A 25,785-nucleotide genomic window follows, 5' to 3' on the forward strand; every position below is an offset into this window, starting at 1 on the left:
CTTGGCCGTCTCTCATATATCGTGACGTGCAACGCATTGCTTCGGTTATCCATGGGATTGCAATTAGACCCGAGGTAGTTGCAACACTTGTAAGTGTTCAATATGGGCTGCGAAGCCGGAATGCTTGCTGAGAAGTTAGCCTTTAAACGATACAACAGGCTTGAAAAGATTTTTGTTAGGGTTTGACTCTGCAAAGACTATTCTTCCCGCCGGTTGGCCGAAAGCCGATTTGAACTGTTTGAATTTTTTAGCTGGGGGTTTTGCTGTTGGCTGGCTTCTTGGGTGTTGCCCGCCTCAGCACTGTTTTGAGAGGCAGGCATGGTAGTTGTAGGCGTGATATTCATGGGCGCTCCAGTTATAGCTCTAAATAATTTAGTGGTGGTCTCTTAGTTAAGTTGAAGGTTGTTCGGTGCTACTAAAAGACACCATGTAGGTGGTTTTACAGTAGTGGTGGGTTCCCTCCTTGAAATGTTCAGTGAGGGAAAAAGGCGCTCAATGTCGGCCTGGCTGCACCCGCCACAACGACGGGCGCAACGTCCAATGACTAAGGCATCACCGGCGGCATGTACTTCAAGGTCGTCCCCAGCGCCCACAGTAAAAACAGCACCAGCGGCGTGTGCACCAGCAGTTGCACAAACGAGAAACCAATCAAGTCCCGTGCCTTGAGTCCCAGTACGCCGAGTAATGGCAGCATGTAGAACGGGTTGATCAGGTTCGGCAGGGCCTCGGCGGCGTTGTAGATCTGCACGGCCCAGCCCAGGTGATATTGCAGGTCATTGGCCACCTGCATCACGTACGGCGCCTCGATGATCCATTTGCCGCCGCCCGATGGGATAAAGAACCCCAGCACCGCCGAATACACGCCCATCAGCAGCGCATAGGTGTCGTGGGAGGCGATGGAGGTGAAGAAGGTCGAGATATGGTGGGCCAGGGTCTGGCCGTCACCGCCCTTGACCACGGTCATCAGCGCCGCGATGGAGCCGTACAGCGGGAACTGGATCAGCACCCCGGTGGTGGTCGGCACCGCGCGGGCCACGGCGTCGAGGAAGCTGCGCGGGCGCCAGTGCAGCAAGGCGCCGGCCATGATGAACAGGAAGTTATAGGTGTTGAGCCCCGAGATCGCGCTGATCGCAGGCTTGGTCGAGAACTCATGGAACAGCCAGCCGGCAGCCAGCAGCGCCAGCAAAATGGTCAGCAGCGGGCTGTGTTCCAGCCATTCTCCCGGACGGCTTGGCGGTTGTGGCTTGGGCAGGTTGAATGCCGGGTCTACGCCACACGCCTTGGCGTCACGGGCCGAGTTGGGGCCCGGTGCGGTGACGTAGGCGATGATCAGCGACACCACGATCAACGCCAGCAACAGCACCCCCGATTGCCACAAAAAGATGGTGTCGGTGAAGGGAATGGTCCCGGTGATCGCCAGGATCGAAGGCGGCAGGCTGGCCGGGTTGGCCTGCAATTGTGCGGCCGATGACGACAACCCCAGCGCCCACACGGCGCCCAGGCCTAGATAGGCCGCCGCGCCGGCCGCGCGATAGTCCATGCGCAAATCCGTGCGCCGGGCCAGGGCTCGCACCAGCAACCCGCCGAACACCAGGGACAGGCCCCAGTTGAGCAACGAGGCGACCATCGAGATCAATGCCACCCACGCCACGGCCGAGCGGCCGTTTTTCGGGATGCGCGCCAGGCGGTCAATCAACTTCACGGCGGGCGGCGAGCTGGCGACTACATAGCCGCCAATCACCACGAAGGCCATTTGCATGGTGAACGGGATCAGGCTCCAGAAACCATCGCCGAAGGCCCTGGCTGCTTCGGTGGGCGCGGCGCCCATGCCCAGGGTCGCCACGGTGACAATGATCACGGCGAGGGCGGCAAACACCCAGGAGTCAGGAAACCAGCGTTCGGCGAAATTCGAGCAACGCAGGGCGAAGCGGGCATAACGGCTATCTTCGATAGGATCGGCCACGTGGGATTACCTCTTGTAGTTATTTTGGCAAGGTATCGCCGCATCTTGGCCCACGGCCATTTATTTGGGAATGTTGTTATTTTCATGGATCAATGAGTAAACCCAATATATCCGCGGCGATTGCCAGGATCCGGTCCAGCTCATAACCTGCACGCCATTTTGTCTGTCTGCCGAGCTTCTTTCATGACTGCCAGCACTTATCCACAGGCGCAGCGTTTTTCCCGCTCCGACTACAAGACCCTGGGCCTGGCCGCCTTGGGCGGTGCCCTGGAAATCTACGACTTCATCATTTTCGTATTTTTCGCCCTGACCCTGAGCCAGCTGTTCTTCCCCCCGGAAATGCCCGAATGGCTGCGCCTGCTGCAAAGCTTCGGGATTTTCGTCACCGGCTACCTGGCGCGGCCATTGGGCGGGATCCTGATGGCGCACTTTGCCGATCACCTGGGGCGCAAGCGCGTGTTCAGCCTGAGCATTCTGATGATGGCCCTGCCGTGCCTGCTGATCGGGATCATGCCGACCTACGCACAGATCGGCTATTTCGCGCCGCTGATCCTACTGGCGCTGCGGGTCTTGCAGGGCGCGGCGGTGGGCGGTGAAGTGCCCAGCGCCTGGGTCTTCGTCGCCGAACACGCGCCGGCCAACCACCGCGGTTATGCCTTGGGTTTCCTGCAAGCCGGGCTGACCTTCGGTTACCTGCTGGGGGCATTGACGGCGACCTTGCTGGCGCAGATGTTCACCGCAGAACAAATCCTGGATTACGCCTGGCGCTTCCCGTTTCTGTTGGGTGGGGTGTTTGGCGTGATCGGTGTCTGGCTGCGGCGTTGGCTGAGTGAAACCCCGGTGTTTTTGGCCATACAGGCGCGCCGCCAGGCCGACGCCGAACTGCCGCTGCGCACGGTGTTGCGCGACCATCGCCAGGCGTTGCTGCCGGCCATGTTGCTGACCTGTGTGCTCACCTCGGCGGTGGTGGTGCTGGTGGTGATCACGCCGACCATGATGCAGAAAACCTTCGGCATGAGCCCCAGCCACACCTTCGCCCTGAGCGCACTGGGCATCGTCTTCCTGAACATCGGTTGCGTACTGGCCGGCCTGCTGGTGGACCGCATCGGCGCCTGGCGCGCGGTACTGGTCTACAGTCTGCTGTTGCCGGTGGGCATCGCCGTGCTCTACGCCAGCCTGATCGCCGGCGGCGTGTGGCTGGGCGCGGCCTATGCCATTGCGGGGTTGAGCTGCGGAGTGGTGGGCGCGGTGCCATCGGTGATGGTCAGCCTGTTTCCAGCGCAGATTCGTGTGTCGGGTATTTCCTTTACCTACAACATTGCCTACGCGCTGTGGGCGAGTACTACGCCTTTGATGCTGATTGCATTGATGCCCAGCAGCCCGTGGATCTGCGTTTTTTACTGTGGGGTGATGGGCGCGGTCGGCGTGGCCAGTGCATTGCGGTTTGGCCGGCGCCCGGCGTTTTAAAGCCGCCGCATTCCCCTGTGGGAGCGGGCTTGCCCGCGAAGACGTCGGCCCAGCCAACATTGATGTTGACTGACCCACCGCTTTCGCGAGCAAGCCCGCTCCCACAGGGGATCTGCGCTTAACTGACTGGCATTGGGGCTTGAGGGTGTACCTCTATCCCAGGCAAGCCAGCTCCCCCATGTGGTTAACACCCCGCTGGCAGCGTTATGACAATTGTGAAATCCATACCAAAGGTTTCCCCTTATCGCTCTATGATCAGCGCACATCCCCCCACGAGGAAACGCCATGAGTGCAGGACACAGCCACGCCACCGTACGCGCCGGCCACGAACGCAAGTTATGGCTAGCCCTGGGCCTGACCGGCAGTTTCATGATTGCCGAAGTGATCGGTGCCTTTGTCACCGGCAGCCTGGCGCTGTTGTCCGACGCCGCGCACATGATGACCGACACCCTGGCCCTGGCCATCTCCCTGGTAGCCATCCAGGTCGCCAAGCGCGCCGCTGACCGCAAGCGCACCTTCGGTTATGCGCGTTTCGAAATCCTCGCCGCCGCGTTCAACGCGTTGCTGCTGTTCGGGGTGGCGTTCTACATCCTCTACGAGGCTTACCTGCGCCTGCAGGCTCCGGCCGAGATCCAGTCCACTGGCATGCTGGTGATTGCGGTGCTGGGGCTGATCGTCAACCTGATCTCCATGCGCCTGCTCAGCGCGGCCAGTGGCGAGAGCCTGAACGTCAAGGGTGCCTACCTGGAGGTCTGGAGCGACATGCTCGGCTCCATCGGCGTGATCATTGCGGCCGTGGTGATCATGCTCACTGGCTGGGCCTGGGTCGACTCGGTGGTGGCCGCGGTGATTGGCTTCTGGGTCGTGCCCAGAACCTGGACCCTGCTCAAGGCCAGCATGAATGTGCTGCTGCAAGGCGTGCCGGACGGCATCGATATCGACGCGGTCGAGCAGGCCATCTGCGCGGTGCCTGGGGTCAAGGAGGTGCATGACTTGCATATCTGGGCCCTGACCAGCGGCAAGAACGTGCTCAGCAGCCATCTGGTGGTGGAGCCGGCGCTGGGCAGCGAGCAACAGATCCTCGCCCAGGTGACCGAGTTACTGCACGAACAATTCGATATTTCCCACGTCACCATCCAGATAGAAGGCGAGGGTTTTCATCCGGAACCAATCGCGCACTGACCGCTATTCGCGGTCTTCCAGCACGTAGCCAACCCCGCGCAAGGTGTGGATCAACTTGCGCTCGAACGGGTCGTCGATCTTCGCCCGCAGGCGGCGGATCGAGACCTCGACCACGTTGGTGTCGCAATCGAAGTTCATGTCCCACACAAACGAGATGATTTGCGTGCGTGACAGCACCACGCCGCTCTGGCGCATCAGCAGGTGCAACAGGGCGAATTCCTTGGTGGTCAGGTCAATGCGCTGGTTGCCGCGAAAGGCCCGGTGGCGACCCTGGTCCAGTTCCAGGTCGGCCACCCGCAGCACGTCCGGCACCGCCGCCTCGACGCTGCGGCGCATCAGGGTGCGGACCCTGGCCAGCAGTTCGGGAAACTCGAAAGGCTTGACCAGGTAGTCGTCGGCGCCCAGTTCCAGGCCTTTGATTTTGTCGGCCAGGCGGCCTTGGGCGGTGAGCATCATGATTCGCGTGTTGCTGGTCTGGCGGATCCGCTGCAGCACATCCCACCCGTCCATGAGCGGTAGGTTCACATCCAGAATCACCAGGTCATAGGTGTGTTGCCGCGCCAGGTGTACGCCGTCGGCGCCGCTGGCCGCGCAATCGACCACATAGCCACTTTCGCTCAGTCCCTGATGCAAGTACTCGGCTGTTTTCAGTTCATCTTCGATAACCAGGATGCGCATGTCGAGGGTGCCTCGGTGCAAGGGAAAGTATCTGCAATCGCCGCGAAGGTTAAAGCAAAAGCCCGGACCAGAGCCTTTGCTAACGGATTTGTAATGTTTCGGCCACCCCTCTGATAAGTAGCGAAAGTTACATTGCCCCTGCTTGGATTTGTCCGCCAACTCATGGGTGTGGAACGCTTGTTATGCCAACGTTTTTAAGAACAATTGTGTGCTCCGTAGTGGGGGTCTTGGCGATGGCCCAAGTGGCAAGCGCCCAGACCCTGACCCTCGAATCGGCCCTGCAAAGTGCGTTTGCCGACAACCCGGACCTGGCCGCTGCGCAATGGGAAATCGACATCGCCCAGGGCGGTCGGCAGCAGGCCGGGCTGATCCCCAACCCGGTGGCCTCCTGGGACGCCGAAGACACCCGCCGCAGCACCCGCACCACCACCGTCAAGCTAAGCCAGACCCTGGAGCTGGGCGGTAAGCGCGGGGCGCGCATCGATGTGGCCTCGCGGGCACAAGATGCGGCGGCCCAGGAGCTGGAACAGCGGCGCAATCTGTTGCGGGCCGAAGTCATCGATGGCTTTTATGGCGCGCTGCGGGCCCAGGAACGCCTGGAGCTGGCGCAACGCTCAATGGCGCTGGCCGAGCGCGGCCTGGTGGTTGCCAATGGCCGGGTCACGGCGGGCAAGTCGTCGCCGGTCGAAGCCACTCGCGCCCAGGTGCAGGTCTCGGAAATCCGCCTGGAGCGCAGCCGCGCCGAGATCGGCGTGAGCGATGCCTATCGCCGCCTGGCCGCCATCACCGGCAGCGCCAACATCAGTTTTGAGCGTGTCGAGGCAGGTGCCGTGAATACGCCAGCGCTGCCTTCGGCCACCCAACTGCTGGCGCGCCTGGAGAGCACCGCCGAGCTGCGCCTGGCGCAGTTGCAAATCCAGCAACGGGAGGCCGGCCTGGGCCTGGAAAAGGCCCAGCGGATTCCCGACCTGGATATATCCATCGGCAGCCAGTACGACGCCAGCGTGCGCGAGCGGGTGAACCTGGTGGGCGTGTCGATGCCGATCCCGCTGTTCAATCGCAACCAGGGCAATGTGCTGGCCGCCAGCCGCCGAGCCGACCAGGCCCGGGACCTGCGCAACGCCACCGAGCTGCGCCTGCGCACCGAAACCCGCCAGGCCCTGGACCTGTGGGCGACGGCCAACAATGAGGTGAGTGCTTTTAATAAAGTGATCCTGCCCGCCGCCCAAAGCGCAGTGGACAGTGCCACCCGCGGCTTTGAGATGGGCAAGTTCAACTTCCTCGATGTACTCGATGCCCAGCGCACCCTGATCGCCGCCCGTACCCAATACCTCGCCGCACTCGCCCAGGCCACCGACGCCTGGGTGCGCATCGAACGGATTTACGGCGACCTCGCCCGCATTTGATCTTTCAGGAGTTCCCCATGAACAAACAACAAGGCCTGGCTTTGGCCGTCGCAGTGGCCATTGCCCTCGGGGCGATGGTGTTTTGGCCGGCCACCAGCGTGGCGCCCCAGGCACCGGTCGCAAGCGTCGAAGCGCCGGAGGAGGAAGAGGAAGAGGGTGTGCTGGTGCTCAACGAGCAGCAGATCCAGGCTGCCGGCATTCAATTGGCCAAGGCCCAGCCCCGGCAGATCAGCACACTGCTGTCGCTACCGGGCGAGGTGCGCTTCGACGAAGACCGCACCTCCCATATCGTGCCCCGTGCCGCGGGTGTGGTGGAGTCGGTCAAGGTCAACTTGGGCCAGAAGGTCAAGCAGGGTGAGCTGTTGGCCGTGATCGCCAGCCAGCAGATTTCCGATCAGCGCAGCGAGCTGGCGGCCAGCGAACGCCGGGTCGAACTGGCGCGCACTACGTTCCAGCGCGAGCGTCAGTTATGGCAGGACAAGATCTCTGCCGAACAGGATTACCTGCTGGCACGCCAGACCCTGCAAGAAGCCGAGATCGCCCTGAACAACGCGCGGCAAAAAATGAACGCCCTGAGTGGCAGCACGGTCCTGGCCGGCGGCAATCGCTATGAATTGCGTGCGCCGTTTGCTGGCGTGGTGGTGGAAAAACACCTGGGCGTCGGCGAGGTGGTGAGTGAGACCAGTGCCGCCTTCACCCTGTCGGACCTGTCCCAGGTGTGGGTCACCTTTGGCGTGTTTCCCAAGGACTTGAACAAGGTCCAGGTGGGCCGGCCGGTGAAGGTCAGCTCCACGGAAATGGGCACCGACGTGATGGGCACCGTGGCCTATGTCGGCAACCTGCTGGGCGAGCAGACGCGTACCGCGACGGTGCGGGTCACCGTGGCCAACCCCGACGACTCCTGGCGCCCCGGGTTGTTCGTGGCGGTGCAGGTGGCGACGGATAGCTACTTGGCAGCGGTCAGCGTGCCGGTGGATGCGATCCAGACCGTGGAAGACAAACCCTCGCTGTTTGTGCGCACCGCCGAAGGCTTTGTCACCCGCCACGTTGAACTGGGTGTCAGCGAAAACGGCTTTGTCGAAGTGCGCCAGGGCCTGGAGGCCGGCGCCCAGGTGGCGACCGTTGGCAGCTTCGTCCTCAAGTCCGAGCTGGGCAAGGCCTCGGCCGAGCACGCCCATTGATCCTGCGAGTGATTCCCCATGTTTGAACGTCTGATTCAATTTGCCATCGAGCAGCGCATCATCGTGCTGCTGGCGGTGTTGTTGATGGCCGGTGTCGGCATCGCCAGCTACCAGAAACTGCCGATCGACGCAGTACCGGACATCACCAACGTCCAGGTGCAGATCAACTCGGCGGCGGCCGGCTTCTCTCCGCTGGAGACCGAGCAGCGCATCACCTTCCCCATCGAAACCGCCATGGCCGGCCTGCCGGGCTTGCAGCAGACCCGCTCGCTGTCGCGCTCGGGCTTGTCCCAGGTCACGGTGATCTTCAAGGACGGCACCGACCTGTTCTTCGCCCGCCAACTGGTCAACGAGCGCCTGCAAGTGGCCCGCGAGCAACTGCCGGACGGCATTGAAACAGCGATGGGACCGATTTCCACGGGCTTGGGGGAAATTTTCCTGTGGACCGTGGAGGCGCAAGACGGCGCGCGCAAGGAAGACGGCTCGGCCTACACCCCGACGGACTTGCGGGTGATCCAGGACTGGATCATCAAGCCGCAGTTGCGCAACGTACCCGGCGTGGCCGAGATCAATACCATCGGCGGCTTTGCCAAGGAATACCAGATCGCCCCGGACCCCAAGCGCCTGGCGGCCTACAACCTGACCCTGAGTGACCTGGTGACGGCGCTTGAGCGTAACAACGCCAACGTCGGCGCCGGTTATATCGAGCGCAGCGGCGAGCAGTTGCTGATTCGCGCGCCGGGGCAGGTGGCGTCCATCGACGACATCGCCAATATCGTGATCAACACCGTGGACGGCACGCCGATCCGCGTGCGCAATGTGGCCCAGGTCGATATCGGCCGTGAGTTGCGTACCGGCGCGGCCACCGAAAATGGTCGCGAGGTGGTGCTTGGCACGGTGTTCATGTTGATCGGCGAAAACAGCCGCACCGTGTCCCAGGCGGTGGCGAAAAAACTCGAAGAGATCAACCGCTCCCTGCCCGAAGGCGTGGTCGCGGTCACGGTCTACGACCGCACCAACCTGGTGGAAAAAGCCATCGCCACGGTGAAGAAAAACCTCTTCGAAGGCGCGCTGCTGGTCATCGTGATTCTGTTTTTGTTCCTCGGCAACATCCGCGCGGCGTTGATCACCGCGATGGTGATCCCGCTGGCCATGTTGTTCACATTTACCGGGATGTTCACCAACAAAGTCAGCGCCAACCTGATGAGCCTGGGCGCACTGGACTTCGGGATTATCGTCGATGGTGCGGTGGTGATCGTCGAGAACGCCATCCGCCGCCTGGCCCATGCGCAGCAACGCCATGGCCGCCTGCTGACCCGCAGCGAACGCCTGCACGAAGTGTTCGCCGCCGCCAAGGAAGCGCGCCGCGCGCTGATCTTCGGGCAACTGATCATCATGGTGGTGTACCTGCCGATCTTCGCCCTGACGGGCGTTGCCGGGAAAATGTTCCACCCTATGGCATTCACCGTGGTCATGGCCTTGCTGGGCGCGATGATTTTGTCGGTGACCTTTGTCCCGGCGGCGATTGCGCTGTTCGTCACCGGCAAGGTCAAGGAAGACGAAAACTGGGTGATGCGCAATGCGCGCCGGGGTTATGCACCGGTGCTGGATTGGGTGATGGCACACCGTACCTGGGCGTTTGGCCTGGCGCTGTTGACCATCGTGGTGTCTGGCGCCGTGGCCAGTCGCATGGGCAGCGAGTTTATCCCCAGTCTCAGTGAAGGTGACTTCGCCCAGCAAGCCTTGCGCGTGCCGGGTACCAGCCTCACGCAGTCGGTGCAGATGCAGCAGCAACTGGAGAAAACCTTGATGGAACAGGTGCCGGAAATCCAGCGGGTGTTTGCCCGCACCGGCACCGCAGAAATCGCCTCCGACCCGATGCCGCCGAACATTTCCGACAGTTACCTGATGCTCAAGCCCAAGGACCAGTGGCCGGACCCGAAAAAATCCCGCGAGGCCTTGATCGCCGATATCCAGCGCGCCAGTGCGATTGTGCCGGGCAGCCAGTACGAGTTGTCGCAACCGATCCAGCTGCGCTTCAACGAGCTGATTTCCGGGGTGCGCAGTGACGTGGCGGTGAAGGTGTTTGGCGATGACCGGGACGTGCTGAACAAGACCGCCGGGGAAATTGCCGAAACCCTTCAGAAGCTCAATGGCGCCTCGGAAGTGAAAGTGGAACAGACCTCCGGCCTGCCGGTGCTGACCATCAATATCGACCGCGACAAGGCCGCGCGCTTTGGCCTGAACGTGGGCGACGTGCAAGACACCATCGCGGTGGCCGTGGGTGGGCGCCAGGCCGGCACGATGTATGAAGGCGACCGACGCTTTGACATGGTGGTGCGCTTGTCGGAAACCCTGCGTACCGATATCGAGGGCTTGTCGCGGCTGTTGATCCCGATCCCGGCGCTGGCCGGCAATACCACGGGGCAACTGGGCTTTATCGCCTTGTCGCAAGTGGCCAGCCTGGACCTGGTACTGGGCCCGAACCAGATCAGCCGCGAAAACGGCAAGCGCCTGGTGATCGTCAGCGCCAACGTGCGCGGGCGGGATATTGGCTCGTTTGTCGCAGAAGCCGAACGAGTGATGGCAGAGCAGGTGAAAATCCCTGCCGGCTACTGGACTACCTGGGGCGGCCAGTTCGAGCAACTCAAGGAAGCGTCCGAGCGCTTGCGGGTGGTGGTACCGGTGGCGTTGCTGCTGGTGTTCGGATTGCTGTTCATGATGTTCAACAACCTCAAGGATGGGCTGCTGGTGTTCACCGGGATTCCCTTCGCGTTGACCGGCGGGATCATGGCGCTGTGGCTGCGGGATATTCCGTTGTCGATTTCCGCCGGGGTGGGCTTTATCGCACTGTCGGGGGTGGCGGTGCTCAATGGCCTGGTGATGATCGCGTTTATCCGCAACCTGCGTGAGGAGGGGCGCTCGCTGTCGGTGGCGATCAACGAAGGCGCGCTGACCCGCTTGCGCCCGGTGTTGATGACCGCGTTGGTCGCGTCCCTCGGGTTTATCCCCATGGCCCTGGCCACCGGCACCGGCGCCGAAGTGCAGCGGCCGCTGGCGACGGTGGTGATTGGCGGGATTATTTCTTCGACGCTGCTGACGTTGCTGGTATTGCCTGCGCTTTACCACTGGGCCCATCGCCGCGATGAAGAGCAGGCAGCGTCTTGATCGCGGGGGCGCTAGGGGACTTGTGGGGTGGCCGGGCGGTTGGGAAATATCAGCCGGAACAGGGTCACCTCGCCCGGCACACTGCTGGCCTCGGCCTGGCCCTGGTGCAGGCTCATGATCGAACGCACGATCGCCAGCCCCAACCCGGTGCCACCTTCGGAGCGGGCGCGGCTGTTGTCGGCGCGGTAGAAACGCTCGAACAGGTGGGGCAGGTGTTGCGCTTCAATCCCCGGGCCCGGGTTGCTCACGGCCAGCGATATGCGCTGCTCGTGGCTGTCGACCTGCAGGGCGATACGCGAGCCGTGCGGGCTGTGGCGGATCGCGTTGGACAGCAGGTTGGATATGGCCCGCTGAATCATCAACCGATCCCCCTGGACCCAGGCGTCGCCGGCCTGGGTCAACTTCAACCCTTTGTCTTCGGCGCTCAAGGCAAACAGCTCCATGACCCGCAGCGTTTCATCCCGCAGGTTCACCGTGGTAAACGAAGCCCGCGCCGCCGGATGGCTAACCTGCGCCAGAAACAGCATGTCGGCGACAATCCGGGCCAGGCGGTCCAGTTCTTCGGTGCTGGACTCCAGCGCCGACTTGTACTCGTGCGGCGCCCGGGCGCGGGACAGTGTGACCTGGGCCTTGCCCATCAGGTTGGTCAGGGGCGCGCGCAGTTCGTGGGCCAGGTCGTCGGAAAATTGCGACAACTGCTGCACGCCAGCGTCCAGCCGATCGAGCATCACGTTGATGCCCCGGGCCAGTTCGCTGAGTTCCCTGGGCAGGTTCTCGACGGACAGGCGATGGCTCAGGTCCTGGGTGGTGACTTTGCCGGCGACGCGGCTGAATTGCTGCAACGGCGCGAGCCCGCGCTGCACCAGCCACCAGGCGCCCATGCCAATCAGGATCAGCAGCATTGGCAGGGCGATGACCGTGGATTGCAGGTAGGCACTGAGCAATGCCTGATCGTCGGAACGGTCCAGGGACAGCAACACCCTTACGTTTTCCCCGGTGTGCAGGCGCATCAGGCTCGACGCGCTGAGGATCTGGTTGTCGCGGCCATCGGTCCAGTTGAGAAAACCCAGGGTTTGCCCGGCGGCAAAGTCCAGCAGCAACGGTTCCTGGGGCCTGGCGCCGACGCTCAGCAGCACCGCGTTGGCGGGCGCCGGGCCGATGATGGTCAGGTAGAAGTTGTCATGGCCCATCACCAGGTCCAGCAGTGAATGGGGCCGGGCGCTGATGTCGCGGGTGTTGAGGTCCTGGAGCAGGCTGTGCTGGATCTGCTCCATCTTGCTTTCCAGGCCCTTGCGCGCGAGGTTTTCCAGCTCGTGGGTGAGGGCCAGGTACGCCAGGCTCGCCAGCAACACCACCAGGCCTGCGCCCATCAGGCTGACGGTGAGCCCCAGGCGCATGGATAGACTGCCGGATCTCATTGGCGCACTTCCAGCACGTAACCCACGCCACGAATGGTATGGATCAGCTTGACCTCGCTCTGGTCATCGACCTTGGCCCGCAGCCGGCTGATCGACACCTCCACCACGTTGGTGTCGCAGTCGAAGTTCATGTCCCACACCAGGGAAATGAGCTGGGTGCGCGTCAGCACCTCGCCACTCTGGCGCATCAATACCTGCAACAGCGCGAACTCTTTGGTGGTCAGGTCAATGCGCCGCGTGCCCCGGTAGGCGCGATGGCGACGCGGGTCCAGCTCCAGGTCCGCGACGCGGAAGATCTCCGGCATCGCAATTGGCTCACTGCGCCGCAGCAACGAGCGCACCCTGGCCAGCAACTCGGGAAACTCGAAGGGTTTGACCAGGTAATCATCGGCGCCCAGGTCCAGGCCCTTGATCTTGTCGGCCAGACGGCCGCGGGCGGTGAGCATCATCACCCGCAGGGTGCTGTCCCGGCGCAGTTGTTCGAGTACCTGCCAGCCGTCCTTGCCCGGCAGGTTGACGTCCAGGATCACCAGTTCATAGCGCTGCTGCCCGGCCAGGTGCAGGCCGTCGATGCCGCTGGCGGCACGATCGACGACATAACCACTCTCGCTCAAGCCTTGATGCAAGTAGTCGGCAGTTTTTGGTTCGTCCTCAACCACAAGGATACGCATGCAGATTGACCTCTTACTGATAAGCAAACAGGCGACGGGAGCTACACCGAGTAGGGCTGTAGTCCCAAAAGTAGGAAAATTCTGAGCCTTGAAGTAGCTTCAGGGTCAAGGGCGGCGTTGGATGATATCGAGCGGGCAAAAAAAAGCGCCCGTGAGGGCGCTAAAAATTCATCTCCTTCCAAAGGAGCTCCACAAAAAAAGCTTCAAGAGATGAATGTGCACAGGGTGCGCCGCTCAGGTGGCCTTTGGGGCCGGCGTATCCGAGGGGGCTGGTGTTTGCTCGGTCACGGCTTGGCTGCCGTGGATCTGTTGCTGTTGCTGGCGAAACTCGACCAGCAACTGGCGGGATCGCTCACCGCCGTCGTCGGCCAGGGCAGCGCTGGATGCCGCGCTGATGACAGCGATGAATAAAATGTGCAGTGGCTTCATGAACGTTCTCCGCAAAAGACCCGTGCCGTTAGTTCGCGGTCGGTCGATGCAGGCAGTATATGAAGTGCAACTTAACGAGAACGTGAGGCGCATATTACAGTTCTGACAGGCTGCAAATTGTGAAGAAGTGCTAGTCAACGGCAAGTGAATGTAAGCACTTGCCGTTGAGTGTCATCAGAGGATGGCCAGCGGGTATTCCATGATCAGCCGGAATTCTTCCAGGTCCGACTCAAAGGCACTCGAGCGTACCGTCGCCTGGCGAATGCGCACCGACAGATCTTTCAGGCTGCCGCCCTGAAACACGTACTTGGCCTCGATATCGCGCTCCCAGCGGCGCTGGTCGGTGAGCGGGTCACCCAAGGCGTCGCGGCGCATGTACACCGAGTTGGCGTTGCTGTAGTCAGCGCCCGTGCCCTTGCCATAGCGGGTCATGAACGACAGGCCGGGGATGCCCAGGGTCTGCATGTCGAGGTCATAACGCAGCGCCCACGAGCGCTCCTTGGGCGAGTTGAAGTCGCTGTACTGGATCGAGTTGTCGAGGAAGATCGAGTCTGACTGGCGCAGGTAATCGAAGTCGTTGTTGCCATTGTTGCGCTGGTGGGACAGGGCCAGGCGATGGGCACCGACCTTCACCCCAAGCTTGGCGCTCCAGATATTGTTGTTGAGCTCGCCCAGCAATCGCTTGCCCTCGTCCTGGGCGTTGTAATAGTTGAAGCCGGCAAACATCGCCACCTCTTCGGTCAGCGGAAAATTGACCGCTGTACCGAAGTAGTACTGGTCCCATGCGTCCTTGAGGCGGCTGCTGTACAGGCTCAGGCTCCAATGTTCAGTGGCCTGGTAGTCGCCGCCGAAGTAGCCGACCCAGGGTGCATTCACATTACCTGCGTAAAACGTCGCAAAGCCCTCGCGCATGCCGCTTTGGGTGGGCTGGCTCATGGCGTGCAGGCGCCCACCTTGCAGGGTCAGGCCTTCCAGGCTGGTGTTTTCCAGGGTCACGCCCCGAAAGCTTTCCGGCAGCAGGCGTGAGTCACCGTAGTGCACCACCGGGGTTTGCGGGAAGACGTCGCCGACTTTGACCACTGTATCGAGCAGGCGCATTTTTACCGCGCCGCCGAGTTTGCTGTAGTCGTCTTCGGGGCGGTTGCCGCTGTCCACCGGCAGCATGCCGAATGAGCCCTTGCCGCCGCTGCGCCCGGTGCCGGAATCGAGCTTGAGACCGTACATCGCGAACGCATCCAGGCCAAACCCCACGGTGCCCTGGGTGAACCCGGACTCGAACTTGCCGATCAGGCCCTGGGCCCACGCTTCTGAATAGCCATTGCCGGTCGGGCTGGACTGGCCCTTGCGGTCATCGCGGTTGAAGTAAAAGTTGCGCGCCAGCACGTTCAGCGTACTGCCTTCGATAAACCCCTCGGGTTTGTCTTCGGCGGCCATGCCTGCCAGCGGTGTAGCGCTGGCCAGTGCCGCGATGATGGAAAGGGAAAGTGTGCGGTTAGTGCGCATGTATCGCTCCTCGGTGTTGGCAGCTATGAGCTTTTTTAGTCGCCTTGGGCGTTCTTATTGGAGAGCTATCCCTGATGCGGGGAGCCCGGCTCATAGTTGCAAACAGCGGATAACGCGGAGGTGGCACGCGCATTACAATTTTGCCAGTTCAGCGATCTATTACGGATACGTAATGCGCCCGTGAAGCTGCTGACAGGAAGTGTTGGTTACCCTCGAGCCTGAACTTTCAACGACTTGAAATCAGACGAGGACACTTTAATGAAGCGTTTAACACGAGCCCTGGGTGTAGTGGTTTTTGCTCTGTCCATGGGGGCGATGGCCGAAGGGGGCGGGGATCGCGCCATCGCGCAAATGATGGAAAACAACCAGCAGGCCATGGCTCGCTACGCTGCCAACCAGGGCAAGCCGGCGCCTGAGGTGCAGGCCTATCGGTATGGGATGAAGCTGGATATCGCCCGGGTGGTGAGCGTCACGCCGCCGGTCCGTAGCTGCAAGGTGGTGCCCTCGCGCATGACGTATGAAGACTCCAGCGGCCAGCTCAAGACCCTTGAATATCAGGTCATGGGATTGTGCCGGAACAACGGCAGTTGAGGTGCTGAAAAAATAGTTGAGTCAGGGCCTCAAGCACTCTTCAGAAAATGCTGGATGCGCCGATGGTTAGACAATCCACTATTGACTGCCCTCCGGTGTTCCTATGTTCAATACCCGCTTGAAGCAGGAGCTGTCCGCTCTTCGCGAAGAACTGTCCAGCCTGCAGCAGGTCAAGGAAAGCCTGGAGAGCGAGATGCTGGCCCTGAGCCTCGACCCCGAGGGCCGGATCGAGTCGGTCAACCAGAACTTTCTCGAAGAAATGCTCTACAAGTCCAGCGACCTGCTGGGCCATGCCATCCATGGGTTTGTGCCCGAGCATGTGAAACGCGACGAGTTCCAGCAGCGCTTCAACAACGCCTTGAGCCGTGGCGAACATTTTGCCGGCACCGTGCGCCTGCTGCGCGGCAATGGCAAGGAAGCGTGGTTGCGCTCCATCGTGCAGCCGGTGCGGGGCGCGGATGGGCGCATCAAGCGGTTTTCGGTGTACTCCAGCGACCTGACCCGCACCATCGAGGCGTCGCGCGAGCACGAAAACCTGATCACTGCGCTGGTGCGTTCCACGGCGGTGATCGAGTTCGACCTCAATGGCAATGTGCTGGGCGCCAACGAGCGCTTCCTGCAGGGCATGGGTTACAGCCTGGCGCAGATCCAGGGCAAGCATCACCGCATGTTCTGTGAGCCCCAGGATTACAACAGCGCCGAGTACCAGGCGTTCTGGAAACGCTTGAACAGTGGTGAATTTGTCGCCGGGCGCTTCAAGCGCGTTGATGCCCATGGCCGCGAAGTCTGGCTGGAAGCGTCCTACAACCCGGTGCTGGATGCCAACGACCGACTGTACAAAGTGGTCAAGTTCGCCACGGTGATCACCGACCAGATCAATCAGGAGCGCGCGGTGGCCGAGGCCGCCAACATTGCCTACAGCACCTCGTTGCACACCGACAGCAGCGCCCAGCGCGGTACCGCCGTGGTCACCCAGGCGGTGGAGGTGATGCGTGACCTGGCCAAGCACATGGAACAGGCCGGCGAGGGCATCGAGGCGCTCAATGCCCAGTCCCAGGTGATTGGCAGCATCGTCAAGACCATCAGCGCGATTGCCGAGCAAACCAACCTGCTGGCGCTCAACGCCGCCATTGAGGCCGCCCGTGCCGGCGAGCAGGGGCGCGGGTTTGCGGTGGTGGCCGATGAAGTGCGGCAGTTGGCCTCGCGTACCAGCAAAGCCACTGAAGAAATCGTCGGCGTGGTGCGTCAGAACCAGGACATGGCCCGCGATGCCGTGGCGCTGATGACCGATGGCCGGTTGCAGGCCGAGCAGGGATTGTCCCTGGCGGCAGAGGCGGGCACGGTGATCGTCGAGATCCAGGACGGCGCGCAGAAAGTGGTGAGTGCGGTTGGCCAGTTTGCCAATCAGTTATCTACCTAGATGCCTGGCTCAAGGCCGGGGCATGTACCTCGAACAGCAGCAGGTCGAACCACTGCCCATCGAGCAGGAACGCCTTGCGTGAATGCCCGTACTGGGTAAAGCCGCTGCGCTGCAACACCCGCAGCGAGCCCGGGTTCTCTGGGCGTACAGTGGCTTCGATGCGCTTGAGGGCGTGCTCGCCAAAGGCTTTCTGCAGGCCCAGGGCCACGGCCTGCCTTGCCAGGCCGCGGCCGGTGAACTCGGCCCCCATGCGATAGCCCAGGGACGCCGAGTGATAGTAGCGGCGGCGCACCTGGGTAAAGTTGATGCGCCCCACCAGCACGCCGTTTTCGCGGATCAGGTACTGATAGGCGCGGTCTTCACTGGCCTCCAGCAGTGCGTTTTCGATGGCGCGCTGTACCCCTTCGACGTTGTAGTACGCCTCGGGCCGGGCATTGATCCAACGTTCGAAAAAGGCCCGATTGGCCAGCTCGAACGCCAGCAGCTCGTTCACGTCATCCCACTGGGGGGGCGTCAATGTCAGGTTCATCCGTGGAAAACCTCGCGGTGGCGATAGCGCATCCTTTCTTCTCACACTCGGGGCGCCGGGTTCAAGTTCTGCTTACCATTGCGCCTGTGCCAAGGCATCGGCAAAGGCGATCAACTTCGGCGAATACTGGCGTGACGGTGGATACACCAGGGAAATTGCGCGGCTGCGCCCCGCAAAGTCCTGCAGCAATGGCACCAGGCGCCCGGCGGCGAGGTCGTCGCGCACGGCAAAATCCATCACCTGGGCAATTCCGAAGCCGCCCACCGCACCGTCCACCAGGGCATCGCCAAGATCGAAAATCAACCGCCCCTCGATATTCACATCGCGCACCTTGCCGTCGAGCATGAACTGCCAGTCCACCATCCGCCCGCTGCGCAGGTTGCGCACCGTGAGGCAGTTGTGGTCGCGCAGTTCTTCGACGGTTTGCGGCGTGCCAAAGCGGGCCAGGTAGGTGGGGGAGGCGACGGTTACCCAGCGCAAGGGCGTCAAGGCGCGGGCAATCAGGCGCTGGTCCTGGATCTCGCCGGTGCGCAGCAATGCATCGAAACCCTCGTCGACAATATCCACCAGGCGGTCGGTCATCACCGCTTCGATGCGCAACTCGGGGTAGCGCAAGGTCAGCTCACCGATCACGGGCATCACCACCTTGCGCCCGAACAACGACGGGGTGCTGATTTTCAGCAAACCGGAAGGTGTGCAGCGCCGATCGAGCATGAGCTTTTCGGCTTCGGCCAGCTCGGCCAGCAACGGTGCGCTGCGTTCATACAGCATTTGCCCATCCGGGGTCAGGCTGACGCTGCGGGTGTTGCGTTGCAGCAGGCGTACGCCCAGCTCGGCTTCCAGGCGCGAGATAGCACGGGACAAGCCCGATTGCGTGAGCCCCAGGTCAGCAGCAGCGCGGGTGAAACTGCGGGTTTCGGCGACGCGTACCAGCAGGCGGACGGCGTTCAGGTCCATGATTAAAGTCATAACTGAAAGAGTGTTATGGCTATTTATCATCTGTTGGGCATGAAAGACACTGGCCGCACTCTTTTTTGCACAGGATGTTGTGATGCCTGCCATTCCCTCAAGTCGTCCTTCGGGCTGGATGCTGATGTTGCTGGCTACTGCGCAACTGATCATCGCCCTGGACGCGACTATCGTGTTTGTTGCCTTGCCGCAGATCGGCAGCCACCTGGGCTTTTCTGCCCAGCAATTGCAGTGGGTGGTCAGTGCCTACACCGTGGCGTTTGGCGGCTTTCTATTGCTCGGAGGCCGGGCCACGGACTTGCTGGGCAAGCGCCGTTTGTACCGGGTGGGCCAGTCGCTGTACGCGCTGTCGTCGTTGGCGGCGGTACTGGGCGGTAGCGCGTTGCTGCTGGTGCTGGCGCGTGCGGTGCAGGGGGTGGGCGGCGCGCTGTTGTTTCCGGCGACCCTGGCCTTGATCAACACCCACTATGCCGAAGGGCCGCAGCGCAACCGGGCCTTTGCGGTCTGGAGCGCGGCATCCGCTGCCGGGCTGGCGTTGGGGGCGTTGCTGGGTGGCGTGCTGACTCAGTGGTGGGGCTGGGAGGCGGTGTTTCTGGTCAACGTGCCGTTGGCAGGTGGCTGTGCCCTGGCGGCGCGCTACTGGATCCCGGCCGACGGTGAGCGCAGCCGTGGCCGCAGTTTCGATCTGAGCGGTGCGTTGACCGTCACGGTCGGCGGCACGCTGCTGGTGTTCGCCCTGGTGCAGGGGCCGGAGTGGGGCTGGACGGCGCCCGCGACCCTGGGCTGCATGCTGCTGGCGCTGGTCTTGTTTGGGCTGTTCGCCTGGATTGAACACCGTGGCCGCGACCCATTGATGCCGCTGCGCCTGCTGGGCTACCGCGAGTTGCGCATGGCCATGGTGCTGACAGCGGTGTTTATGAGCAGCTTTGGCGTGCAGTACTACTTCCTCGCGCTGTACTACCAGCAGGTCTACGGCTACAGCGTGTTGCAGGCCGGGCTGGCGTTCTTGCCGGCGACGTTGGTGTGTACTTTGGGGATCTGGCTGGCGGAGCGCGCGCTGGTAAAAATCGGCTTGCGCAACACTCTGGTCAGCGGCCAGTTGGCGGGGGCGCTGGGGATTGCCCTGGTGTGCCTGGCGCTGCCCACCGGCGCGGGATTCTGGTGGTTGTTGCCTGGGATCTTTATCTTGAGCCTTGGTCAGGGCATGACCTGGACCGCGATGTGGGTGGCCGCAGGCCTAGGTGTCAAACCGGGGGAGCAGGGTGTGGCGGCGGGCATGGCCTCGACCACGCAACAGATCGGCGGCGCGCTGGGGTTGGCGGTGCTGGTGTCGCTGGCCAATGCCGGTGGGGCGACGGGGGCGGGTCAAGCCCAGGGCATCGAGTTGGCATTGTGGTGGAGCGCGGGGATTGCGCTGGCCGGGGCGGTGGTGGCGATGCGGCTGCGAGCTCCACGGCAGGAGGCGCTAGCCGAAGCCACATAGGTTGCCCACCGTTGATCGGGTTTTAGCGGCCGAGCATCTTCACCCACCGCGACGGTGGTATGCCAAAGGTGCTGCGAAACTGCCGGGTCATGTGGCTCTGGTCGGTGAAGCCTGCGATCAGCGCCGCATCCACCAGTGACTGGCCCTGGCCCAGCAGATTGCGCACCAGGTCGAGGCGGCGCATGGTCAGGTAGCGATAGGGACTGGTGCCGAACAACAGGCGAAAGTCCCGCGACAAGGCCCAGCGATCCCGCCCGCAGTGCGCGGCCATTTCATCCAGGGTGATGCTGCGCCCCAGGGCGCTGTGGATAAATTCCCGGGCGCGTTCGGCGGCCTGGTAATCAAACGTCTTGCGGCTGACGCTGATGCCCGACGCGTTGTTCAGGGCATGGGCCAGGTCGAACAACGCGTCCTGCTCCTGCATTGGGTCCAGCGGGCAGTCGAGCTGCTGCACAAAGGCCTGGCAGGCCCGGTGCAGCCATGGGTCGTTGGACAGCCCGTTGTGGATAAACGGCAACGGCTTGCCGCCGAGAATCTGCTGGATCTGCGCCGGCTCCACATAAATCATCCGATACTTGAAGCCCTCGTCGCTGCCGGCCCAGCCATCGTGGACCTCATCCGGATGGATCACCATGGTCGTGCCCGGCAGGCTGTGAGTCTGGCTGCCGCGATAATGAAAGCTCTGCACACCGAACAGGGTATGGCCGATGGCGTAGGTATCGTGGCGATGAGGGTCGAAGCCGAACCCGGAGAAATACGCCTCGATTCGCTCCAGCCCGCTGGCATGGGGCGCCCGGTGCAGCCAGTCGATGTTTGCGGTGGGTTTGCCCATGGGATGTTTTTCGAAAGATGTCGGATGGAGTTACGTTAACTGAGTCTGGAGCGGCTGTCTGCCAGGGTCTTGTACGATTGTGCGCGGCTTCAACGGTGGCAAATTGCTGACCGCTCGTGGTAATAAGCCCTACATTTCCAATGTGAGGCAGGCTATGAGCAAGTTGCGGGTGGGTATTATTTTTGGCGGGCGTTCGGCCGAGCATGAAGTGTCCTTGCAGTCGGCCCGCAACATCGTCGACGCCCTCGATCGCACACGCTTCGAGCCAGTGCTGATCGGCATCGACAAGGCCGGCCACTGGCACCTCAATGACACCTCGAACTTCCTGCTCAACCAGGAAAACCCGGCGCTGATCGCCCTCAACCAGTCCAACCGTGAACTGGCGGTGGTGCCGGGCAAGGCCAGCCAGCAATTGGTGGAAACCTCGGGCCAGGGCTTGCTGGAACATGTCGATGTGATCTTCCCCATCGTCCATGGCACCCTCGGCGAAGACGGCTGCCTGCAAGGGTTGCTGCGCATGGCGGACCTGCCGTTCGTGGGGGCCGACGTGCTGGGCTCGGCGGTGTGCATGGACAAGGACATCAGCAAGCGCCTGCTGCGCGATGCCGGTATCGCGGTGGCGCCCTTCATCACCCTCAACCGCGGCAACGCGGCACGCACCACCTTCGACCAGGCCCGGCAAAAGCTCGGTTTGCCGCTGTTCGTCAAACCGGCCAACCAAGGCTCCTCGGTGGGCGTGAGCAAGGTGGCTGACGAAGCCCAGTACCTGGCTGCAATTGAACTGGCCCTGGGCTTCGATGAAAAAGTGTTGGTGGAGTCTGCCGTCAAAGGCCGCGAAATCGAATGCGCGGTGCTGGGCAACGAGCGTCCCATCGCCAGCGGCTGTGGCGAGATCGTGGTACGTGACGGCTTCTATTCCTACGACAGCAAATACATCGACGACCAGGCCGCCCAAGTACTGGTGCCGGCGGATATCAGCGCCCAAGCCAGCGAACGCATTCGTGCCCTGGCCGTTGAGGCCTTTGAAGTGCTGGGCTGCGCCGGGCTGGCGCGGGTCGATGTGTTTCTGTGCGAGGACGGTGAAGTCCTGATCAACGAGGTCAACTCACTGCCCGGTTTCACCCGCATCAGCATGTACCCCAAGTTATGGCAGGCGGCGGGGATGAGCTACAGCGAACTGGTCAGCCGCCTGATCGAACTGGCACTGGAGCGACATACGGCGCGAAAGGGGCTGAAGATCAGTCGCTAAGCTTCAAACGCCATCGCCGGCAAGCCGGCTTCTACAGGGTGTGGCGTATCCTGCCGTTAACCTTGTAGGAGCCGGCTTGCCGGCGATGAGGCCCGTAAAGGCGATACAACCCTGGGTCAATCCCCCAACGCTTCCCCCTCACGCCGCGGATCCGCGCCACCACTCCAGGTTGCCTTACCCTGGGCATCGCGTACCCGCACAATGGCCTGGGTGCCGCTGGTCATCTCGATCTCGCTCAAGGTGTGCCCTCTCGCCTTGAGCGCCGCCTTCAATCGCTCGCTGAACAGCCCTTGCTCCAGCTCGGTCGCGCCGTTGCGGCTGCCGAAGTTGGGCAGGCTGATGGCGGCTTGCGGGTCGAGGTTCCAGTCGAGCATGCCCACCAGGGATTTGCTCACGTATTCGATGATTTGCGATCCGCCGGGAGAGCCGACCGTGGCCAGCAGCTCGCCGCTTTGGCGGTCGAAGACCAGGGTCGGCGCCATGGACGAACGGGGGCGTTTGCCCGGCTCGATGCGGTTGGCTACCGGCCGGCCGTTTTCCTCGGGGATAAAGGAAAAGTCAGTCATCTGATTGTTCAGCAGGAAGCCCTGGACCATCACGTGGGAACCGAACGCGGCTTCGATGGTGGTGGTCATCGACACCGCGCCGCCCTGGTCATCCACGGCCACCACTTGGGAGGTGGAAATACGCAGTGGCGAGCGATCCGGCGCGTAGGCCACCTGAACCCCCGCCGGTTGGCCGGGCGTGGCCACGCCCATGCTGCGCTCACCCACCAATGCGGCGCGGCTGGCCAGGTAGCCGGGGGCGACCAGCCCCGCGACCGGCACTGGGACGAAGTCGGTGTCGGCGATGTATTGGGCGCGGTCGGCGTAGGCCAGGCGATCGGCCTCGGCAATCAAATGCACGGCCTCGGGTACGGGTTCCAGGCCGGCGGCTGTTGCGGTCTGCACCGGCTTGAGCGGCGCCAGGGCCCAGCGTGGGTCGCGGGCTTCGAGGGCCTGCAAGGTGCCGAGGATCTGCGCAATGGCCACCCCGCCCGAAGAGGGTGGCGGCATGCCGCACACTTGCCAGCGCTTGTAGTCGGTACACAGCGGCGCGCGCTCCTTGGCGCGGTAGCCCTGGAGATCGTTCAGCGCAAGGCGGCCAGTGTTGTGATGTCCCTGGACCTTGCGTGCAATCTCCTCGGCGATTGGACCGCTATAGAGCGCGTCGGGCCCCTCCTTGGCGATACGCTTGAATACATTGGCCAGCGCCGGGTTTTTCAACAGCGTGCCCGTGGCTTTCGGGCTGCCGTCGGCGTTGAGGAAGTACGCCGCCATGTCCGGTGACTGGCTGATGTAGCGGTCGGCGGCGATCAGGCTGTGCAGGCGCGCAGAAATCGCAAAGCCTTGTTCGGACAACTGGATCGCCGGCGCAAACAACTGCGCCCAGGGCAGGCGACCGCTGTGTTCGTGGGCCATTTTCAGCGCGCGCAGCACACCGGGGGTGGCAACCGAACGACCACCGATCTGCGCCTGGGCAAAGGCCATCGGTGTGCCGTCGGCATTCAACAGCATATCGACCGTGGCGCTGGCCGGTGCGGTTTCACGGCCGTCATAGGCCCGTACCTGCTTGCCATCCCACAGCATGATAAAGGCGCCACCGCCGATCCCCGAGGACTGCGGCTCTACCAGGGTCAGCACCGCTTGCATGGCGATGGCCGCATCGATTGCCGAGCCGCCCAGGCGCAGGATCTTGCGCCCGGCTTCGGCCGCCAGCGGGTTGGCCGCTGCCGCCATATGGCGCTCGGCGTGGCGTACTTTCATGTCGGTGCGATAACCCGAGCCCAGCTCCGGGGCGGGCGGCAGGTCGGGGGGGCTGGTGCTGTGGCAGGCGCCGAGGCTGAGGGCGGCGGCGATCACCGAAAGGCTGGTGAGGCGCTGCAAGCGTAGGTTGAAAAGCACGCGCTGAACTCCGTTCATTTTGAGAATGATCTGTTGTCCCTGGGATGATGCTTTGCGGTAAATCGCACCTGGCAGATATCTGCGGGGAAGGAGGGCGGACACTAACAGCGGGGATGCAAGAGCGTCAAAAACCGATGGGTAACAGAATCGATCTTGCGCAAATCCCGTGCGGGCAAGACAATGCGATTAATTATCAATTGAATTATTGGTCTTTACCGCCCATGTCCGCTCCCGATCATGCTGCGCTGCACGTGTTGTACAGCGAACACAATGGCTGGCTCAAAGCCTGGCTGCGCGCGCGCATGGGCAATGCCAGCGATGCCGCGGACCTGGCGCAGGACACCTTCGTGCGCCTGTTGACCTCCCGGGACGTGGCACAGATTCGCGAGCCGCGGACCTACCTCAGTGCCATCGCCCGGGCGTTGATGATCGACAAATTCCGCCGCCGTGCGCTCGAACAGGCTTATCTGGAGGCCCTGGCCCTGCGCCCGGAACCCCTGGAGATTTCCCCGGAAACCCGCCTGCTGATCTTTGAAACCCTGGTGGCGGTGGACACCTTGCTCGACGGCCTGGGCGAACGTACCCGGCAGATTTTCCTCGCGGTACAGCTGGAAGGCTTGAACTATGTGGCGACCGCCGAGCGTTACGGCGTGTCCGTCACCACGGTCAAAAAGCACTTGATCCGCGCCATGACCCGCTGCCTGCTGCTCACGGAAGATTGATGAGCACCGCCCTGGATATCCAGACCCTGGAAGCCGCGGCCACCTGGTACGTGCAACTCAAGGGGACGAACCCTTGCGATGCCGACCGCCAGGCCTGGCGCACCTGGCTGCAGGCAAGTCCCCAGCATGCGCGGGCGTGGGCCCGGGTGGAAAAACTGCACAGCCAATGGGCCGGCCTGCCGGCGGATGTGGCGTTGCCCACGCTCGCTGGTGGGCGCGCCCGGCGCCGGGAGGTGTTGAAGATCCTTGCGGTGTTGCTGGCGGTGGGCGGCAGCGGTTGGCTGGCCACCGAGACCGTGCCTTACCAGGCGCTGATGGCCAATCAACGCACCGCTACCGGCCAGCGTCGCCATCTGCGTCTTTCAGATGGCAGCCAGGTCGACCTGAACACTGACAGCGCCATGGATATTGTCTTCAGCGGGCAACTGCGCGCGATCCATCTGCACCGTGGCGAGATTCTGGTGCAGACCGCCCGCGATGCCCTGGGCCGGCCGTTCGTGGTGCAGACACCCCAGGGTACGGTGCGCGCCCTGGGCACGCGTTTCACCGTGCGCTGCGGGCCCGGTCACACCGATGTGTGTGTGATCGAACAGGCGGTGGAGTTGCGTCCCCTGGATAACCCCGCGCAGGTCTTGCGCCTCGATGCCGGGCAACAGTCCGGTTTCAATCGCCAGCAGGTCGGCCCGATGACTGCGGCCCCGGCAGGCGCAGGCGCCTGGAGCCAGGGGATGTTGACGGTACTGGACTGGCGCCTGGCGGATTTCCTCGCCGAGTTGGGGCGCTATCGTGCCGGCGTGCTGCGCTGTGCGCCGGCGATTGCCGACCTGCGCCTGAGCGGGGCGTTTCGCATTGATGACACCGACACCGTCCTTGACAACCTGCGCCAATCCCTCGCGGTCAATGTGCGTTACGTGACGCGTTACTGGGTCACGGTGGAACCTGCCTGAGCGACCTCTGCTTTTTTTTGCGAATTATTCCCAT

General features: G+C 62.6%; 21 protein-coding genes and 2 pseudogenes. 12 read left to right on the forward strand and 11 right to left on the reverse strand.

The window, feature by feature from the left end:
* Nucleotides 1-197: 197 nt before the first annotated feature.
* Nucleotides 198-344, reverse strand: coding sequence for a hypothetical protein (locus ACSSVH_RS03990; protein ID WP_492634112.1), 147 nt, complete (start codon nucleotides 342-344; stop codon nucleotides 198-200).
* 200 nt (nucleotides 345-544) lie between these two features.
* Nucleotides 545-1,963 (reverse strand): TIGR00366 family protein, encoded by a 1,419-nt coding sequence (locus ACSSVH_RS03995; protein WP_169954810.1) that lies wholly within the window; start codon nucleotides 1,961-1,963, stop codon nucleotides 545-547.
* Nucleotides 1,964-2,146: 183 nt separating this feature from the next.
* Here ACSSVH_RS03995 and ACSSVH_RS04000 point away from each other — a divergent pair, with 183 nt between their 5' ends.
* Nucleotides 2,147-3,430 (forward strand): MFS transporter, encoded by a 1,284-nt coding sequence (locus tag ACSSVH_RS04000; RefSeq protein WP_492634113.1) that lies wholly within the window; start codon nucleotides 2,147-2,149, stop codon nucleotides 3,428-3,430.
* Between the two features lie 285 nt (nucleotides 3,431-3,715).
* The gene (locus ACSSVH_RS04005; protein ID WP_169954812.1) at nucleotides 3,716-4,612 is read left to right on the forward strand and encodes a cation diffusion facilitator family transporter; all 897 of its coding nucleotides are present in this window, start codon (nucleotides 3,716-3,718) and stop codon (nucleotides 4,610-4,612) included.
* Between the two features lie 3 nt (nucleotides 4,613-4,615).
* On the opposite strand, the gene ACSSVH_RS04010 is transcribed toward ACSSVH_RS04005, so the two are convergent.
* Nucleotides 4,616-5,290: a heavy metal response regulator transcription factor gene (locus tag ACSSVH_RS04010; RefSeq protein ID WP_169954813.1), complete on the reverse strand. Its 675-nt coding sequence runs from the start codon at nucleotides 5,288-5,290 to the stop codon at nucleotides 4,616-4,618.
* A gap of 182 nt (nucleotides 5,291-5,472) precedes the next feature.
* Between ACSSVH_RS04010 and ACSSVH_RS04015 the strand changes: the two genes are divergently transcribed.
* Genes ACSSVH_RS04015 through ACSSVH_RS04025 form a run of 3 tightly spaced genes read left to right on the forward strand, consistent with a single transcriptional unit; the run spans nucleotide 5,473 to nucleotide 11,045 of the window.
* Nucleotides 5,473-6,696, forward strand: coding sequence for a TolC family protein (locus tag ACSSVH_RS04015; RefSeq protein WP_169954814.1), 1,224 nt, complete (start codon nucleotides 5,473-5,475; stop codon nucleotides 6,694-6,696).
* A gap of 17 nt (nucleotides 6,697-6,713) precedes the next feature.
* Complete coding sequence (locus ACSSVH_RS04020) at nucleotides 6,714-7,877, forward strand: efflux RND transporter periplasmic adaptor subunit (protein WP_169954815.1); 1,164 nt, start codon at nucleotides 6,714-6,716, stop codon at nucleotides 7,875-7,877.
* 18 nt (nucleotides 7,878-7,895) lie between these two features.
* Complete coding sequence (locus ACSSVH_RS04025; RefSeq protein ID WP_169954816.1) at nucleotides 7,896-11,045, forward strand: CusA/CzcA family heavy metal efflux RND transporter; 3,150 nt, start codon at nucleotides 7,896-7,898, stop codon at nucleotides 11,043-11,045.
* 11 nt (nucleotides 11,046-11,056) lie between these two features.
* Here the strand turns inward: ACSSVH_RS04025 and ACSSVH_RS04030 are convergent, their stop codons facing one another.
* The 4 genes from ACSSVH_RS04030 to ACSSVH_RS04045 form a co-directional block, all read right to left on the reverse strand.
* Nucleotides 11,057-12,463 (reverse strand): heavy metal sensor histidine kinase, encoded by a 1,407-nt coding sequence (locus ACSSVH_RS04030; RefSeq protein ID WP_170058601.1) that lies wholly within the window; start codon nucleotides 12,461-12,463, stop codon nucleotides 11,057-11,059.
* Nucleotides 12,460-13,134, reverse strand: coding sequence for a heavy metal response regulator transcription factor (locus tag ACSSVH_RS04035; RefSeq protein ID WP_169954818.1), 675 nt, complete (start codon nucleotides 13,132-13,134; stop codon nucleotides 12,460-12,462). The genes ACSSVH_RS04030 and ACSSVH_RS04035 overlap by 4 nt, the downstream gene beginning before the upstream one ends.
* Before the next feature lie 234 nt (nucleotides 13,135-13,368).
* Nucleotides 13,369-13,563, reverse strand: coding sequence for a hypothetical protein (locus ACSSVH_RS04040; protein ID WP_170043055.1), 195 nt, complete (start codon nucleotides 13,561-13,563; stop codon nucleotides 13,369-13,371).
* Between the two features lie 174 nt (nucleotides 13,564-13,737).
* Nucleotides 13,738-15,066 (reverse strand): OprD family porin, encoded by a 1,329-nt coding sequence (locus ACSSVH_RS04045; RefSeq protein ID WP_432755035.1) that lies wholly within the window; start codon nucleotides 15,064-15,066, stop codon nucleotides 13,738-13,740.
* 258 nt (nucleotides 15,067-15,324) lie between these two features.
* Between ACSSVH_RS04045 and ACSSVH_RS04050 the strand changes: the two genes are divergently transcribed.
* The 3 genes and pseudogenes from ACSSVH_RS04050 to ACSSVH_RS04060 all read left to right on the forward strand — a co-directional run.
* Nucleotides 15,325-15,657, forward strand: a complete 333-nt coding sequence (locus ACSSVH_RS04050) for a DUF2790 domain-containing protein (RefSeq protein ID WP_169954821.1) — start codon at nucleotides 15,325-15,327, stop codon at nucleotides 15,655-15,657.
* A gap of 193 nt (nucleotides 15,658-15,850) precedes the next feature.
* Nucleotides 15,851-16,537: pseudogene (locus ACSSVH_RS04055) on the forward strand (PAS domain-containing protein); the annotation flags it as partial.
* A 111-nt stretch (nucleotides 16,538-16,648) separates the two neighbouring features.
* Nucleotides 16,649-17,077 (forward strand): annotated as a pseudogene (locus ACSSVH_RS04060) (methyl-accepting chemotaxis protein); the annotation flags it as partial.
* Here ACSSVH_RS04060 and ACSSVH_RS04065 read toward each other — a convergent pair.
* A complete protein-coding gene (locus ACSSVH_RS04065) occupies nucleotides 17,070-17,606 on the reverse strand; it encodes a GNAT family N-acetyltransferase (protein WP_170043053.1) in 537 nt (178 codons plus the stop codon). The pseudogene ACSSVH_RS04060 and the gene ACSSVH_RS04065 overlap by 8 nt on opposite strands.
* A 72-nt stretch (nucleotides 17,607-17,678) precedes the next feature.
* Nucleotides 17,679-18,563 carry a LysR family transcriptional regulator gene (locus tag ACSSVH_RS04070; protein ID WP_492634114.1) on the reverse strand — a complete coding sequence of 295 codons (885 nt, stop codon included), beginning with the start codon at nucleotides 18,561-18,563 and terminating at the stop codon, nucleotides 17,679-17,681.
* Between the two features lie 130 nt (nucleotides 18,564-18,693).
* Between ACSSVH_RS04070 and ACSSVH_RS04075 the strand changes: the two genes are divergently transcribed.
* Nucleotides 18,694-20,058 (forward strand): MFS transporter, encoded by a 1,365-nt coding sequence (locus ACSSVH_RS04075; protein ID WP_492634695.1) that lies wholly within the window; start codon nucleotides 18,694-18,696, stop codon nucleotides 20,056-20,058.
* A 22-nt stretch (nucleotides 20,059-20,080) separates the two neighbouring features.
* Here the strand turns inward: ACSSVH_RS04075 and ACSSVH_RS04080 are convergent, their stop codons facing one another.
* Nucleotides 20,081-20,890 (reverse strand): AraC family transcriptional regulator, encoded by an 810-nt coding sequence (locus ACSSVH_RS04080; RefSeq protein ID WP_169954826.1) that lies wholly within the window; start codon nucleotides 20,888-20,890, stop codon nucleotides 20,081-20,083.
* A gap of 154 nt (nucleotides 20,891-21,044) precedes the next feature.
* On the opposite strand from ACSSVH_RS04080, the gene ddlA reads away from it, so the two are divergent.
* Nucleotides 21,045-22,139: a D-alanine--D-alanine ligase gene (ddlA, locus tag ACSSVH_RS04085; RefSeq protein WP_492634115.1), complete on the forward strand. Its 1,095-nt coding sequence runs from the start codon at nucleotides 21,045-21,047 to the stop codon at nucleotides 22,137-22,139.
* Between the two features lie 116 nt (nucleotides 22,140-22,255).
* Here ddlA and ggt read toward each other — a convergent pair whose 3' ends face one another.
* Nucleotides 22,256-24,100, reverse strand: a complete 1,845-nt coding sequence (ggt, locus tag ACSSVH_RS04090) for a gamma-glutamyltransferase (protein WP_492634116.1) — start codon at nucleotides 24,098-24,100, stop codon at nucleotides 22,256-22,258.
* A gap of 203 nt (nucleotides 24,101-24,303) precedes the next feature.
* Here ggt and ACSSVH_RS04095 point away from each other — a divergent pair, with 203 nt between their 5' ends.
* Both ACSSVH_RS04095 and ACSSVH_RS04100 read left to right on the forward strand, forming a co-directional pair.
* Nucleotides 24,304-24,804, forward strand: coding sequence for a sigma-70 family RNA polymerase sigma factor (locus ACSSVH_RS04095; protein WP_169954829.1), 501 nt, complete (start codon nucleotides 24,304-24,306; stop codon nucleotides 24,802-24,804).
* Complete coding sequence (locus ACSSVH_RS04100) at nucleotides 24,804-25,751, forward strand: FecR domain-containing protein (protein WP_169954830.1); 948 nt, start codon at nucleotides 24,804-24,806, stop codon at nucleotides 25,749-25,751. The genes ACSSVH_RS04095 and ACSSVH_RS04100 overlap by 1 nt, the downstream gene beginning before the upstream one ends.
* The last annotated feature ends 34 nt before the right edge of the window (nucleotides 25,752-25,785 follow it).

Source organism: Pseudomonas sp. HC1(2025), from assembly GCF_058742075.1.